General features: G+C 61.1%; 11 protein-coding genes. 3 read left to right on the top strand and 8 right to left on the bottom strand.

Going from position 1 to position 13,687, the window contains the following annotated elements:
• The first annotated feature begins 107 nt into the window (after window positions 1-107).
• Genes leuS through holA form a run of 3 tightly spaced genes read left to right on the top strand, consistent with a single transcriptional unit; the run spans window position 108 to window position 4,314 of the window.
• Entirely contained in the window at window positions 108-2,738 is a 2,631-nt protein-coding gene (gene leuS / locus ACFHWW_RS11940; RefSeq protein ID WP_379938357.1) for a leucine--tRNA ligase, read from the top strand.
• Entirely contained in the window at window positions 2,725-3,270 is a 546-nt protein-coding gene (locus tag ACFHWW_RS11935) for a hypothetical protein (RefSeq protein ID WP_379938355.1), read from the top strand. Before leuS ends, ACFHWW_RS11935 begins: the two co-directional genes overlap by 14 nt.
• Window positions 3,271-3,282: 12 nt before the next feature.
• Window positions 3,283-4,314, top strand: coding sequence for a DNA polymerase III subunit delta (gene holA, locus ACFHWW_RS11930; protein WP_100672637.1), 1,032 nt, complete (start codon window positions 3,283-3,285; stop codon window positions 4,312-4,314).
• 9 nt (window positions 4,315-4,323) lie between these two features.
• Here the strand turns inward: holA and ACFHWW_RS11925 are convergent, their stop codons facing one another.
• From ACFHWW_RS11925 to hemE, 8 genes are all read right to left on the bottom strand, one after another.
• Window positions 4,324-5,214, bottom strand: coding sequence for a ParB/RepB/Spo0J family partition protein (locus ACFHWW_RS11925; protein ID WP_100672636.1), 891 nt, complete (start codon window positions 5,212-5,214; stop codon window positions 4,324-4,326).
• Between the two features lie 32 nt (window positions 5,215-5,246).
• A complete protein-coding gene (locus ACFHWW_RS11920; RefSeq protein ID WP_100672635.1) occupies window positions 5,247-6,041 on the bottom strand; it encodes a ParA family protein in 795 nt (264 codons plus the stop codon).
• A gap of 14 nt (window positions 6,042-6,055) precedes the next feature.
• Window positions 6,056-6,697 (bottom strand): 16S rRNA (guanine(527)-N(7))-methyltransferase RsmG, encoded by a 642-nt coding sequence (gene rsmG, locus ACFHWW_RS11915; protein WP_379938352.1) that lies wholly within the window; start codon window positions 6,695-6,697, stop codon window positions 6,056-6,058.
• 8 nt (window positions 6,698-6,705) lie between these two features.
• Complete coding sequence (gene mnmG, locus ACFHWW_RS11910) at window positions 6,706-8,583, bottom strand: tRNA uridine-5-carboxymethylaminomethyl(34) synthesis enzyme MnmG (protein WP_379938350.1); 1,878 nt, start codon at window positions 8,581-8,583, stop codon at window positions 6,706-6,708.
• A 111-nt stretch (window positions 8,584-8,694) separates the two neighbouring features.
• Window positions 8,695-10,014: a tRNA uridine-5-carboxymethylaminomethyl(34) synthesis GTPase MnmE gene (mnmE, locus tag ACFHWW_RS11905; protein ID WP_379938348.1), complete on the bottom strand. Its 1,320-nt coding sequence runs from the start codon at window positions 10,012-10,014 to the stop codon at window positions 8,695-8,697.
• Between the two features lie 339 nt (window positions 10,015-10,353).
• Entirely contained in the window at window positions 10,354-11,619 is a 1,266-nt protein-coding gene (gene rho, locus ACFHWW_RS11900; protein ID WP_010970587.1) for a transcription termination factor Rho, read from the bottom strand.
• A gap of 196 nt (window positions 11,620-11,815) precedes the next feature.
• Window positions 11,816-12,358 (bottom strand): protoporphyrinogen oxidase HemJ, encoded by a 543-nt coding sequence (gene hemJ / locus ACFHWW_RS11895; protein ID WP_018098696.1) that lies wholly within the window; start codon window positions 12,356-12,358, stop codon window positions 11,816-11,818.
• A gap of 10 nt (window positions 12,359-12,368) precedes the next feature.
• A complete protein-coding gene (gene hemE, locus ACFHWW_RS11890) occupies window positions 12,369-13,400 on the bottom strand; it encodes a uroporphyrinogen decarboxylase (RefSeq protein ID WP_379938345.1) in 1,032 nt (343 codons plus the stop codon).
• Between the last annotated feature and the right edge of the window lie 287 nt (window positions 13,401-13,687).

Below are 13,687 nucleotides of genomic sequence, written 5' to 3'. Positions count from 1 at the left end.
CGAATCCTTCAAAACTTGACGCTTAGGGCGTTTCGTGGTGAAGGTCACGCCAGCTATCACGCGCGGGCGCTCGCGCCCGGCAGAATTTCCGGAACATCGACAAAGACATGGCTACCGAACGATATAATCCGCGCGATGCCGAACCGCGCTGGCAGCACCAATGGGAAGCGGGCAAGGTCTTCGAGACGAAGAACGACGATCCGCGCGACAAATATTACGTCCTGGAGATGTTCCCCTATCCGTCCGGGCGGATCCACATGGGTCACGTGCGCAATTACACGATGGGCGACGTGGTCGCCCGCTACAAGCGCGCCCGCGGCTTCAACGTGCTGCACCCGATGGGCTGGGACGCCTTCGGCATGCCGGCGGAAAACGCTGCCATGGAGCGCGGCGTTCATCCGGCGAGCTGGACCTACCAGAACATCGCCTCGATGAAGGCGCAGCTCAAGGTCATGGGGCTTTCGCTCGACTGGAGCCGGGAGTTTGCGACCTGCGATCCCGAATATTACCAGCGCCAGCAGCATCTTTTCCTCGATTTCCTGGAAAAAGGCCTGGTCTACCGAAAGCAATCGAAGGTCAACTGGGACCCGGTCGACAATACCGTGCTCGCCAACGAGCAGGTGATCGAAGGCCGCGGCTGGCGCTCCGGCGCGCTCGTTGAACAGCGCGAGCTGACGCAATGGTTCTTCCGCATCACCGACTTCAGCCAGGATCTGCTCGACGCGCTCGACACGCTCGACGAGTGGCCCGAAAAAGTGCGGCTGATGCAGAAAAACTGGATCGGCCGTTCGGAAGGGCTGTCGGTGCGGTGGGAGCTCGATCCGGCGACGGTCCCCGGCGAGGAGAAGGAAGTCACCGTCTATACGACGCGGCCCGATACGCTGTTCGGCGCCTCCTTCCTGGCGATCTCCGCCGATCATCCGCTCGCCAGGGATGCCGCGGCCAAGAACGCCGAGATCGAAGCCTTCTGCGAGGAATGCCGGCGCGCGGGCACGTCGCTCGCCGCACTGGAGACGGCGGAGAAGAAGGGCATCGACACCGGCATCCGCGCGCGACACCCCTTCGATCCGAACTGGGAGCTGCCGGTCTACATCGCCAATTTCGTGCTGATGGACTACGGCACCGGCGCCATCTTCGGCTGCCCTTCGGGCGACCAGCGCGACCTGGATTTCGCCCGCAAATACGATCTGCCGGTCGTTCCGGTGGTGATGCCGAAGGATGCCGATCCGCAGACCTTCACGATCGGCGACGAGGCCTATGACGGCGACGGCGTGATGATCAATTCGCGCTTCCTCGACGGGCTTTCGGCGCAAGAGGCGTTCGAGACCGTCGCCTCCAGACTCGAAAACGATCTGCTGAACGGCACGCCGCGTGGCGAGCGCAAAGTCAATTTCCGCCTGCGCGACTGGGGCATTTCCCGCCAGCGCTACTGGGGCTGCCCGATCCCGGTCATCCATTGCGACGACTGCGGCGTCGTTCCGGTGCCGAAGGCAGACCTGCCCGTGACGCTGCCGCCGGACGTGACCTTCGACAAGCCCGGCAATCCGCTCGACCGTCACCCGACCTGGCGTCACGTCGCCTGCCCGCAATGCGGCAAGGACGCACGCCGGGAAACCGACACGATGGATACCTTCGTCGATTCCTCCTGGTACTTCACCCGCTTCACGGCGCCCTGGGAGGACAACCCGACGGATCCGAAAGCGGCCAATCACTGGCTGCCGGTCGACCAGTATATCGGCGGCATCGAGCATGCGATCCTGCATCTGCTCTATTCGCGCTTCTTCACCCGCGCGATGAAGGCGACCGGCCACGTGGCCCTGGACGAGCCTTTCAAGGGGCTGTTCACGCAGGGCATGGTCGTCCACGAGACCTATAGCCGCGGCGAAGGCGCGCAGCGGGAATGGATCACGCCCGCCGAAATCCGCGTCGAGGAAACAGACGGACAGCGGCGCGCGGTCCACATCGAGACCGGCGAGGAAATCGCCATCGGATCGATCGAGAAGATGTCGAAGTCGAAGAAGAACGTCGTCGACCCGGATGACATCATCGGCTCCTACGGGGCCGATACTGCACGTTTCTTCGTGCTCTCCGATTCGCCGCCGGATCGCGACGTTATCTGGTCCGAAGCAGGCGTCGAAGGCGCCCATCGCTTCGTGCAGCGCGTCTGGCGACTTCTGACCGAGGCCGCGGAGAAGCTGCGTGCCGTCGATGCCGCACCGGCAAGCGGAGGCGAGGGGCTTGCCGTGTCCCAGGCCGCGCATCGCACTCTCAAGGCGGTAGAGGCCGACTATGACAAGCTCGCCTTCAACAAGGCGGTCGCTCGCATTTACGAACTGGTGAACGCCATGGCCGCTCCGCTGACGCAGGTCGCGAGCGGCAAGGCGGACAACGCTCTGACTGCTGCGGTAAAGGACGCCGCCACGATCCTGATCAACCTGATCGCGCCGATGATGCCGCATCTCGCGGAAGAATCCTGGCGGGAGATCGGCGGCAAAGGTCTGATCGCCGAGATGCCCTGGCCGAAATTCGATGCTGCGCTCATCGTCGAGAACGAGATCACGCTCCCGGTCCAGGTCAACGGGAAAAAGCGCGCCGATTTGACAATCGCGCGCGACGCAGATCAGAGTGCGATCGAAAGCGCCGTGCTCGCGCTCGACGCCGTAAAAGCCGCGCTCAACGGCGGCAGCCCGAAGAAGATCATCGTCGTGCCTCAGAGGATCGTCAATGTCGTTGTCTGATATAGCTGGCTTCCGTCTTCGGTCCTTGGGCTTCGTAGCCGGCGCATTGTCGCTCGCGGCACTTGGCGGCTGCCAGGTCAGGCCCCTCTACTCCGACGGTCCTACCGGTGCGACCTCTGTCGCGCTTGCCGCGATCGAGATTTCGGAAGCCGACGATCGCGTCGAGCAGGAAGTCCGAAATGCCCTCATCTTCCTGACGTCGCGTGGTCAGGGCGAACCGGTCAATCCGCAATATCATCTGGCGCTCAGCGTCTCGCACCGGACGATGGGCGTGCTCTACGAGAGCACGGATCTCGACAATGACGACGACGACGCCGGAGCCGGCCGCATTGTCGTGAAAGCGGACTACAACCTGACCAAGACCGCCACCGGCGAGACCGTGAAGTCAGGGAACCGGACGGCCGTCGCTTTGGTCGACTTCCCCCAGCAGGAATTCGCCAAGATACGCGCCGTGCGCGATGGCGAGAATCGCGCCGCCAAGGAACTGGCGGAGATCATCGGGGCCGACCTCGCAGCCGCTCTCGGCCGCTGATCCGTTCGTCAGATGAGCGAGGTCAAGTCGCACGAATTCGATAATTTCCTGCAGCGATCTGCGGCGATCTACCGGCTTTTCCTGCTCTACGGTCCCGATCGCGGCCTCGTCTCGGAACGCGCGTCCGAACTCGCCGGCAGCTTCGGCCTTCCTCTCGATGATCCTTTCGCCGTCGTCAAGCTTGATGCCGGGTCATTGCAGGGCGCGGGAAGCGTGCTGGACGAAGTCAATGCCATCGGTCTTTTCGGCGGCGATAAGCTGGTCTGGGTGCGCGGTGCGTCCGCTGAGAAGGCGCTCACCGAAGCGCTGCAGATTCTCGCGACCGACCCGCCCGCCGGCGCCCGGCTCATCATAGAAGCGGGCGACCTCAAGAAGGGGGCGGCGCTCAGGAAAGTGGGCGAGACTTCCCGCTCCGTCGCTTCGATCGCCTGCTACAGCGACGACGCCAGGGGCCTGCAAGCACTTGTCGACAAGGAACTTTCGGAAGCGGGCCTTCGCATCGGTCCCGCCGCACGCGAACGTCTGGTGGAGGCGCTCGGGGGCGACCGTATGGCATCGCGCAACGAGCTCCGGAAACTCGCCCTCTATTGCCGCGGCAAGGATTTGGTCGACGAGGACGACGTTCTCGGCATCGTCGGCGACGCCAGCGCCATTTCGGTCGATGATGCGGTCGATGCGGTATTGAAGGGCGACGCCGACGCGCTGCTGCACGCGATGAAGAAGATCACGACATCCAAGACGCCGCCTTTCCTCGTGCTTCAGGCCTGCCTGAGGCAATTCCAGCAGCTCGACGTGATGCGTGCCGAAATGGATGCGGGCCGCCAGTCCGCGGGTCAGGTCGTCGCAAGCCTTGGCCGCGGCCTCCACTTCCGCCGCAAGCCGGTTGTCGAAGCGGCGCTGAAACACTGGACCGCTCCGGCGATTCGGCGCGAATTGGGCCGCCTGCAGGCGACCATCTATCAAAGCCGCAGCCGCCAGAGCCTCGAGGAAAGTCTGGTGATCCAGAATCTCCTGGCGATCACGATCCAGTCTGCGCGGCGTTGAGGGTGTTCGTCAACGCCGCTCGAGCAGCCGGCAAATCTCTTCCAATTGGTCGAGCGTCTTGTATGTAATCTTGAGATGCCCGCCGCTGGCCTTGTGGTTGACGCTCACTTCCAGGCCGAGGCTATCGGACAGGGTGCGCTCCAGCGCCAGCGTATCGGCGTCCTTCTCCTCACGCTGGCGGCCCTTTGCGTAGTTGGGATCGTTCTGCGATTTGATGTCGTTCTGCGCCAGCCGCTCGGCCTCGCGGACCGAAAGACCTTTCGAGACGACCGCACGCGCCAAGGCCACCGGGTCCGATGTGGGTATAAGCGCGCGGGCGTGGCCCGCGGAAAGGCTGCCATCGGAAAGCATGTCGCGCACGGGCTCCGGCAGCTTCAGAAGGCGAAGGCTGTTCGCAACATGGCTCCGGCTCTTGCCGATGATGTCGCCGAGATCGTTCTGCGTGTAGCCGTGTTCCGCGATCAGTTGCTCGTAGCCCAGGGCCTCTTCGAGGGGATTGAGGTCGGAGCGCTGAACGTTCTCGACAATGGCGATCTCCAGCGCCGTCCTGTCGTCGACATCGCGCACGATGACCGGTATTTCGGTGAAGCCCGCAAGTTGCGCCGCGCGCCAGCGCCTTTCACCGGCAATGATCTCATAGCGGTCGTGACCGACGGTGCGCACGACGACCGGCTGAACGATCCCGTGCTGGCGGATCGAGCTTGCAAGGTCCTGAAGCTCAGCCTCGTCGAACTGCCGGCGGGGGTTGCGAGGGTTGCGGGAAACGAACTCGATCGGGATCCGCCGATCGGCGCTGATTGCGGCGGCCGGAGCCGCGCCGGTGTGCAGCGGCTGGTCCATTTCGCCGATCAAGGCGGCAAGGCCGCGACCCAGACGCCTCTTGGAGCTGTCATCGTTCATCTGACACCTGATTAGTTACGCTACCGAAACGATTAAGCGGCCTTCCGCTGCCTCTCGCGCTGAATGACTTCCGAGGCCAGTTGGAGATAAGCCTGACTTCCGGCGCATTTGAGATCATAAAGAATGGCCGGCTTGCCGTAGGAAGGGGCCTCGGACACCCGCACGTTGCGGGGAATGAGGGTATGATAAACCTTATCTCCCAAATGCAAGCGAACGTCACTGACGACTTGCTGGGCAAGATTGTTCCGGGAATCGAACATGGTCAGCACGATTCCCTGAATATCGAGGCCTGGATTCACCGTCTGCCGCACCTGCTCGACCGTCTCCAGCAGCTGGCTCAAGCCTTCGAGGGCAAAAAACTCGCACTGCAATGGTACGAGAACCGAATGCGCGGCTGCCATTGCATTCATCGTCAAAAGATTGAACGATGGCGGGCAGTCGACCAGCACATAGGAATAAGCAAGAGCATCCACCGAAGCCAAAGCCTTACGGAGCCGGAAAACCCGATCCGATTCCTTGGAAATCTCCATTTCGACGCCGAGCAGATCCATGGTCGAAGGCACGATGGCCAGATTTGGCACCGCCGTATCCTGAGCAATCTGGCCGATCGAATGGGTCCCCATCATCAGCTCGTAGGAAGACAAATGCCGGGCACGACGCTGGATACCGAGCCCGGTGCTGGCATTGCCTTGCGGATCGAGATCGACGATCAGCACCCTTTCACCGATGGCGGCGAGCGCAGTAGCAAGATTGATGGCCGTCGTCGTTTTGCCGACGCCGCCCTTCTGATTGGCAATAGTGATGATCCGATTCTTTGGGCCAAACATGTTTCGCTCGCCTATCACTTCGTCCGACGTGAAAGATTTGCAATCTCGAGCACAACCGAATCCGGCTCGACGACACTTGCATGTTTTATCAGATCGAATTGAAAGCGGCTAACGGCTTTGTCGACTTCCTGCTGATAATCCCGCCCTTTGTGAAAGAATGCCACCGTTTTGGAGTCTTCCATGAGCATCCATGGCGCACAATGATCGAGCAGTTGGCTCAGATCGGCGAGCGCACGCGCCGAAATCGCGTCGCAATTCGGAATTTCAGCCGGTGCCGCTTCCATTCGAATCGGATGAACGGAACCCCTGGCACCGATTTCCCTAAGCGCGACGCGTAAAAAGGCAGCCTTCTTGTTATTGCTCTCGACCAGGTGAACCCATCCGTTCTCTGCCTCGGAAAGACAAATGGCCGTAATGACACCGGGAAATCCTCCGCCGCTTCCGAGATCGACCCAGGTCTTCGGGGCAGGGGAGAGTTGATAAAGCTGGAGGCTATCGAGGATGTGCCGCTGCCATAGATCCCCTAGCGTCGAGGGGGCAACGAGATTGATCGATCGCGCCCATTTCTGGAAGAGGGAGGCAAAATGCTCGAGCTTTTCGACCGTTTCACGTGAAACACGCAATCCGTTCAGTGCCGGAACTAGACTCGCTTGCATTGTATATCCTATCCACCCACACGTTGTGCCTGGCGATCCTGCCTTCGTAGCCAGGACAGAATGAGAGATATAGCCGCGGGCGTCACGCCATCGACCTTCATAGCCTGGGCGAGGTTCCGCGGCTTGTGGTGTGCCAACTTTTGCTTCAACTCGTTCGAAAGGCCGGGAAGCACGTCGTAATCGAAATCATCCGGTATGGTCGTATTTTCGTCACGCCTTACACCGGCAATGTCAGTGGCCTGGCGATCCATATAGACAGCATAGGCCGCATCGATCTCCAGCGCCTCGACCACCCCGGCCGGAATGTTTTGAAGTTCGGACCATACCGGTTTCAAAGCGGCTATCGACTGATCCGGATAAGAGAGGATATCGAAAGCGGTACGACGCTGGCCGTCCTGATTGAGCTTCAGGCCGAAACGCTTGCCCTCGCTTGGCGTAACCGAAAGTGACTGCAGGAGCCTGCGTCCCGTCTCGAAGGAATGCTTCCATGCCTCGAAGCGTTGACGGCGCGCGTCGCCGACACATCCGAGCGCAACACCCGCCGGCGTCAACCGCATATCGGCATTGTCTGCGCGCAGCGACAGCCTGTATTCCGCCCGCGAAGTAAACATACGATAGGGTTCGCTTATGCCCCGCGAAGTCAGGTCATCAATCATCACGCCGATATAGGAGTCCGTGCGGCTGAAGACATAGGGAGCCCGTCCGCTCGCGCGAAGCGCGGCATTCAAACCGGCAACGAGCCCTTGAGCTCCGGCTTCTTCATACCCCGTCGTGCCGTTTATCTGACCCGCAAGATACAGTCCGGGCATTTTGCGCACGCCCAGGGAGAGTTCCAGCTCCCGCGGATCGACATGATCGTACTCGATCGCGTAACCCGGCTGGAGAATCTTGACCTGCTCCAGACCGGGAATCGTACGAATGAAGGCGTCCTGCACATCCTCGGGAAGGGAGGTCGAAATCCCGTTCGGATAGACGGTGTCATCGTCTAGTCCCTCCGGCTCCAGAAAGATCTGGTGACCATCTCTCTCGCCGAAGCGGACGATCTTGTCCTCGATAGAGGGGCAGTAGCGTGGGCCAACGCCTTCGATCTGTCCCGAATACATCGCGGACTGGTGAATGTTATCGGCGATAATCTTATGCGTCGCGTCCGTGGTCCGCGTCACGCCGCAATCAATCTGGCGATTGATGATTGCATCGGTCATGAAGGAGAACGGGACTGGATTTTCATCCGGACCTTGCCGCCCGACGCGGTCCCAGTCGACCGTGCGTCCGTCCAGGCGCGCCGGCGTGCCGGTCTTCAATCGACCAAGCTGCAGGCCGAAGCGCCGCAGTGTCTCAGAGAGACCCAGGGAGGGTTCCTCGCCCACTCGACCGGCGGGTATCTTGCGCTGGCCGATATGAATGAGGCCCTTTAGAAACGTGCCGGTCGTGAGAACGACGGCTGATGCGCGAAAGACTCGGCCGTCCTTCATAATCACGCCACGAACCACACCGTCTTCGGTCAACAGGTCGAAGGCATCCCCTTCGATCACCGAGAGGTGCTCGATCCCGTCGATCTCCCGCTGCATCGCCTCGCGATACAGCTTGCGGTCTGCCTGAGTACGGGGTCCGCGCACTGCGGGCCCCTTGCGCCGGTTGAGAAGCCGGAACTGAATACCCGCGGCATCGGCCACACGTCCCATGAGGCCGTCGAGCGCATCGATCTCCCGAACGAGGTGGCCCTTGCCCAACCCGCCGATCGCGGGGTTGCAGGACATTACTCCGATCGTATTCCTTTTATGTGTGATGAGAACCGTACGGGCGCCGAGCCGCGCGGAAGCAGAGGCAGCCTCGCAACCTGCGTGGCCTCCACCGATCACAATGACATCATAGTCCATCTCAGACATGCTCCAGCCTAGCTTGCTCAGCTTCCGCCTTGATTGTCAGTTCATGCCGTCGAGTCAAGGGCGTTTCACGTGAAACGCCCGAGGCGACTCGCCTGCGTTGTATCCGTCGCGTTATTTTCCGATACAGAACTCGGAGAATATCACGTCCAAAAGGTTCTCCACATCGACCCGCCCAGTAATCCTACCCAGGGCATCTCCTGCTTGCCGAAGCTGCTCGGCACGCAGCTCAAGTTCAGAAGAACTCAGGCTGCGCTCCAGCGCCGCACTGGCCTGTCGCAGACAATCGACATGGCGCTTCCGGGACGGCATCGCCAGGGCTGTCTTACCGGCCAGATCGGGGAGATGCGACTGCAGTGCCGTCAATAGATCGGCCATGCCCTCACCGGTCCTCGTGGACAGCAAAATGTCCGCATCCGATGCAGCCCATCGTGGTGAGGGGCGGTCGACCTTGGTTGCAACCCGAATGACGGGAACCGTTTCCGGAAGAGCCTCATCAAGCCGGAATGATCCCGGTTTTTCCGATAGTAGAAGGACAAGATCGGCATCGGCGATAACCTGCCGGGCTCTCCGAATACCCTCCCGCTCCACAAGCTCATCCGTTTCACGAAGTCCCGCCGTATCGAAGAGTTTAACTGAGAATCCGGCTAACGAAAGATCTACGGACAGAACGTCGCGTGTCGTTCCCGCGACCTCCGTCACGATAGCGATGTCCCTTCGGGCCAGTGCATTCAGCAAGCTCGACTTGCCTGCGTTCGGCTCACCGGCAATGACGATCTTGAGCCCGTCCCGGATGATTTCGGCCAGGCCGGCGCGCGCGATATGGCCATCGATTTCCTGCCGGAGTCTGCCGATATCCTCCCAGATCGCGGCGCTGACGGAACCCGGCACATCGTCTTCATCCGCAAAGTCGAGCTCTGCCTCGATCATTGCCCGCGAATGGGTCAGCCGTCGGGCCCAACCGGCATAGAGTGCGGATTGTCCGCCGCCGGAATGCTCTATGGCGAGACGACGCTGCATTTCCGTCTCTGCAGCAATCAGGTCGGCCAGCCCCTCCACCTCCACCAGATCAAGCTTGCCGTTCTGAAAGGCCCGCCTTGCGAACTCTCCGGCCTCCGCATGCCGTAGCCCCTCAGTTGCGGCGAGCTCCTCGAGGATGGCGCTTACCACGGCTCGTCCGCCGTGAACCTGCAATTCGCAGCAATCTTCACCGGTGAAAGACGCTGGCGCCGGGAAATAGAGCACCAGGCCGCTGTCCAGCGTTTCACCGTTTCGAGTCCGAATCGTTCTGAGCGCCGCGAGGCGTGGCGCAGGCAGGGCTCCGCAAAGTCGCACCAGCGCATCAGCAGTCGCCGGACCGCTCACACGTATAATGGCAACGCCTGCAGGCAGCGAGCCGCTCGAAAGAGCGTAGATCGTATCGGTGGATGGCATCGGCTTACCGGTTTACGCAATGACCAGCAGGTTTGACGCCGGCCATACCCGCCATTTCGGCACATTGAACATTGGGGATCGGGCAGAGCCTCGGAAGCGCAATTGGTGCGACACTCGTCCGGCTATTGCGAAGCCGCCTTATGCACCGAGCCGCGCTCGAAATCAAGTGTCGCTCTGTTTGGGCGCATATCCACCTCGGCGTTTCACGTGAATCACTCCCGTCCCGGGATCACGGCCGATAGGGGAAAACGGCGGCAGAAGGAAGTGCTCCATCCCGGATACGCGAGAGGCCGGCGCTGGGCGGCGCCGGCCTCTCGGCTGAGAAAGAGAGTCTTGCTCTTACGTATTCATCGAGTCGAAGAAGTCGCCGTTGGTCTTCGTCTGCTTCAGTTTGTCGATGAGGAACTCGATCGCGTCGGTGGTGCCCATCGGCGCGAGAATGCGGCGCAGCACGAAGATCTTCTGCAGGTCCTGACGCGGGACCAGGAGGTCCTCCTTACGCGTGCCGGACTTCAGAATGTCCATGGCGGGGAAGATGCGCTTGTCGGCGACCTTGCGGTCGAGGACGATTTCCGAGTTGCCGGTGCCCTTGAACTCTTCGAAGATGACTTCGTCCATACGGCTACCGGTGTCGATCAGAGCCGTTGCGATGATCGTCAGCGATCCGCCTTCCTCGATGTTGCGGGCCGCGCCGAAGAAGCGCTTCGGACGCTGCAGGGCGTTTGCGTCGACACCGCCGGTCAGTACCTTGCCCGATGAGGGAACGACCGTGTTGTAGGCGCGGCCGAGACGGGTGACCGAGTCGAGCAGGATCACCACATCGCGACCGTGTTCGACGAGGCGCTTGGCCTTTTCGATCACCATCTCGGCGACCTGGACGTGGCGTGTCGCCGGCTCGTCGAAGGTCGAGGACACCACCTCGCCCTTGACCGAGCGCTGCATGTCAGTCACTTCCTCCGGTCGCTCGTCGATCAAAAGGACGATCAGGTAGCATTCCGGATGGTTCGCCGTGATCGAATGCGCGATGTTCTGGAGAAGCACCGTCTTACCGGTGCGCGGCGGCGCGACGATCAGGCCACGCTGGCCCTTGCCGAGCGGCGCGACCAGATCGATGACGCGCGCGGAGAGATCCTTGGACGTCGGGACCTCGAGTTCCATCTTGAAGCGCTCGTTCGGATAGAGCGGCGTCAGGTTGTCGAAGTGAACCTTGTGGCGGATTTTTTCCGGATCGTCGAAGTTGATCGTGTTGACCTTCAGAAGTGCGAAATAGCGTTCGCCTTCCTTCGGCCCGCGGATCGGGCCCTCGACCGTGTCGCCGGTCTTCAATGAGAAGCGGCGGATCTGCGACGGCGAAATGTAGATATCGTCGGGACCGGGGAGATAGTTCGCATTCGCCGAGCGCAGGAATCCGAATCCGTCCTGCAGGACCTCGACGACGCCTTCGCCGATGATCTCGATCTCCTGCTGAGCCAGCATTTTGAGGATCGCGAACATCAGCTCCTGCTTGCGCATCGTGCTGGCATTCTCCACCTCGAGCTCTTCGGCAAAGGCCAGGAGGTCGGTCGGCGTCTTGTTCTTAAGTTCTTGAAGCTTCATTTCAGCCATGAAGGGTCCATGCTTGATAGGGGATTGGGAGCCGGCGCGATTTGTCAGGGAGCTGCGAGGGGGGAAGAGGCAGGCTCTAAAACTTCGTCACAGGCCACAGGAAGAAGGAGATGAGGGAAAATAGCGATTCACGTGAAGCGCCGCAAGGGGTAGCGGCAAATTAGCAGCAACTATTGCAGCTGCGAATCGATTGAATTCAAAATGGTTTCACCACGACGAGGATGACGATGGCGATCATCAGCAGGGTTGGCGCCTCGTTCATCAGCCGCCAATAGCGCGCGTCGCGGCGATTCTCGTCCCGCTGGAAGGCTTTCACCGCGCGGCTGAAATGCACATGCACCAGCGTCAGCAGGAAAACGCAGAGAATCTTCGCATGCAGCCAGCCGCCCATAAAGCCGTAGACGCTCCAGGCGAGGTAAAGTCCGAGCACCCAAGAGATCATCATGGCCGGATTCATGATGACCTTGAGCAGTCGCTGTTCCATCATCTTGAAGGTCTCGGACTGTTCCGATCCGGGCGCTGCATCGGTGTGATAGATGAACAGACGCGGCATGTAGAGCAGCGCCGCCATCCAGGAGATGACCGCGATGATGTGGAGCGCCTTGATCCACAGATAGAGGTCGTCCGGCTGCCCGGCGAAGAGGCCGATCAGCAAAGCCGCAAAGGCCGCGACCGCGATCGCCGCACGAAGGCGCGCCCGTTTACCCGGAACGCTGTCGGTTTGGCGTTCCCCTCTCATAGCTGCCCTTTCATCGCGATCCCCGAACGCGGGCGACGAGTGCGGCAACGTGATCCGGATCGGCGTCCGGCGTTATGCCGTGGCCGAGATTGAAGATCAGCGGCCCCTGGCCGAGGACGTCCAGGATGCGATCGGTTCCATGCTCCAGCGCCGCGCCACCTGCCACGACCCGTACCGGATCGAGATTGCCCTGAACGGGACCGTCCTTCTGCAATTCGGCGGCGAAGGAGAGCGGCACCGACCAGTCGAGGCCGATCGCATCCGTACCGGTCGCCTGCCGATAATTCTTCAGCAGAAGGCCCGCACCCTTCGCGAAAGCGATGATTTTCGCCGAGGGGCGGCGCGCGCGGACGGATGCGATCATCCGCCGGACGGGCTCGATCGCGAAACGCTGAAACTCCTCCTCACCAAGCACACCGGCCCAGGAATCGAAGATCTGCACCGCATCGGCGCCGGCATCGATCTGTTCCACGAGATAGTCGGCGGAAATATCGGCGAGCAGCGTCAGAAGCCGCTCGAAAGCCCTGGGATGACGGTAGGCGAAAAGACGCGCAGGCGCCTGGTCCGGCGTCCCGCGGCCGGCGATCATATAGGTCGCCACCGTCCAGGGCGCCCCGCAGAAACCGAGGAGCGTGGTGTCCGTCGGCAGTTCGCGTCTCAGCCGGCCGACGGTCTCGAAAACAGGAGCCAGGTGAGCGATGACGCCATCGGGTCTCAGCCGGCCAATCCCGTCCTCGTCGATCGGGTCCATCCGTGGCCCCTGTCCCTCTTCGAAGCGGACATTGCGCCTGAGCCCATCGGGCACCACGAGAATATCGGAGAAAAGGATCGCGGCGTCGAAGCCGTAGCGGCGGATCGGCTGTAAGGTCACTTCGACCGCGAGATCCGGCGTGTAACAGAGGTCGAGAAAGCTTCCGGCCGTCGCACGCACCGCCCTGTATTCGGGGAGATAGCGTCCTGCCTGTCGCATCAGCCAGATGGGGGGAGGGGTGAGCGTTTTGCCGCTCAAAACCTCCAGCACTTTGCGATGCGTTCCGCTCACTTGCCGCTTCCTAATCTAAAAATAAAACTGAATTTATAAGGTTTCTATTTCTTAGAGTCGGTGGGTATCAAGGATTAAAATCGATCCTCACCCTATCCAGTCCGCCTCAATCTCCGGCAAAGAGGCGGGAGGGATTCCGGCCAATTTGCGGGTTGAGCGGGGAAACCCGGGAAAACACTGCAGAGTCAGTCCTTTGCCGGCGGTCTGGAGTTTGCGGTTCCTGTGGATGAGGAGTCGATCCGCGTGACAATTTGTCGTGGCCATGAGTCTTGTCCACATGCCTGGGC

This window comes from Sinorhizobium sp. P24N7 (assembly GCF_042436655.1).
Classification (GTDB): Bacteria; Pseudomonadota; Alphaproteobacteria; order Rhizobiales; family Rhizobiaceae; genus Sinorhizobium; species Sinorhizobium meliloti_A.
Note: the sequence above shows the minus strand (reverse complement) of the source record. Positions and strands in the feature narration are given on the sequence as shown.

Excerpts from the sequence above, each read along its gene's own strand:
- rsmG (WP_379938352.1), bottom strand. The coding sequence starts at position 6,697 with ATGCAAGCGAGTCTAGTTCCGGCACTGAACGGATTGCGTGTTTCACGT.
- holA (WP_100672637.1), top strand. The coding sequence starts at position 3,283 with ATGAGCGAGGTCAAGTCGCACGAATTCGATAATTTCCTGCAGCGATCT.
- hemJ (WP_018098696.1), bottom strand. The coding sequence starts at position 12,358 with ATGAGAGGGGAACGCCAAACCGACAGCGTTCCGGGTAAACGGGCGCGC.
- mnmE (WP_379938348.1), bottom strand. The coding sequence starts at position 10,014 with ATGCCATCCACCGATACGATCTACGCTCTTTCGAGCGGCTCGCTGCCT.
- ACFHWW_RS11920 (WP_100672635.1), bottom strand. The coding sequence starts at position 6,041 with ATGTTTGGCCCAAAGAATCGGATCATCACTATTGCCAATCAGAAGGGC.
- ACFHWW_RS11925 (WP_100672636.1), bottom strand. The coding sequence starts at position 5,214 with ATGAACGATGACAGCTCCAAGAGGCGTCTGGGTCGCGGCCTTGCCGCC.
- ACFHWW_RS11935 (WP_379938355.1), top strand. The coding sequence starts at position 2,725 with ATGTCGTTGTCTGATATAGCTGGCTTCCGTCTTCGGTCCTTGGGCTTC.
- mnmG (WP_379938350.1), bottom strand. The coding sequence starts at position 8,583 with ATGTCTGAGATGGACTATGATGTCATTGTGATCGGTGGAGGCCACGCA.
- leuS (WP_379938357.1), top strand. The coding sequence starts at position 108 with ATGGCTACCGAACGATATAATCCGCGCGATGCCGAACCGCGCTGGCAG.
- rho (WP_010970587.1), bottom strand. The coding sequence starts at position 11,619 with ATGGCTGAAATGAAGCTTCAAGAACTTAAGAACAAGACGCCGACCGAC.